Source organism: Marisediminitalea alba (assembly GCF_002993365.1).
In the GTDB taxonomy this organism is placed as follows: Bacteria; Pseudomonadota; Gammaproteobacteria; order Enterobacterales; family Alteromonadaceae; genus Alteromonas; species Alteromonas alba.
The window spans coordinates 1-582 of the sequence record NZ_PVNP01000106.1; the positions used below are offsets into that span (position 1 = coordinate 1).

At 45.0% G+C, this 582-nt stretch carries 1 protein-coding gene; it reads right to left on the reverse strand.

Features of this window, described 5'->3' with window-relative positions; translation table 11 throughout:
• Window positions 1-582 (reverse strand): IS1595 family transposase (locus C6Y40_RS10785; RefSeq protein WP_146129544.1); only part of this gene is annotated, 582 nt, incomplete at both ends.

Below are 582 nucleotides of genomic sequence, written 5' to 3' on the forward strand. Positions count from 1 at the left end.
AGGTAGTGTTCCAAGTATTTTGTGGCTACTCCGTGAAACCGTTTTATCCACGCTTTCAGACGGCTGTGATAGGCGTTAACATTTTGAATGTGAAAGACTTTATCTATCACCTTAATTCCTCCTGCCACATCTAAGCGCTTGTGTATTAAATCATTTTTCTCAGAAAGAGCTATGTAGGGCTTATAGCCATCACTACACAACACACTGTCTTTCTCTAATTTTCCTGCTAGCTCCTGATGCAAAGCTTCCGATGTAACACTTGGCACAACGGCTTCATACGTACTCTTAGCTCGGTCTCTGACCGTTAAAACTGGCACCCAATCATCCTTTGAACGTCCTCGTTTTTTCGCTTTCACCCCTCTTTTACGGGGCTGACGAGTCATCCGTTTTGAGCCTTTCTCTGAGTAGGGAAAAAGTGTTTCGTCTGCCTCGATAATGCCTTCTAATTTGCTCGCTTTCAGTGCTGATGGTAGCGCCAAGAATCGGTGCCGCCACCTGAACGATGTTTCAAGGTGGAGGCCACATTCTTCGGCACATTTACGCAATGGCTTACTGTCCAGCATACAGCGAATATATTCTAAC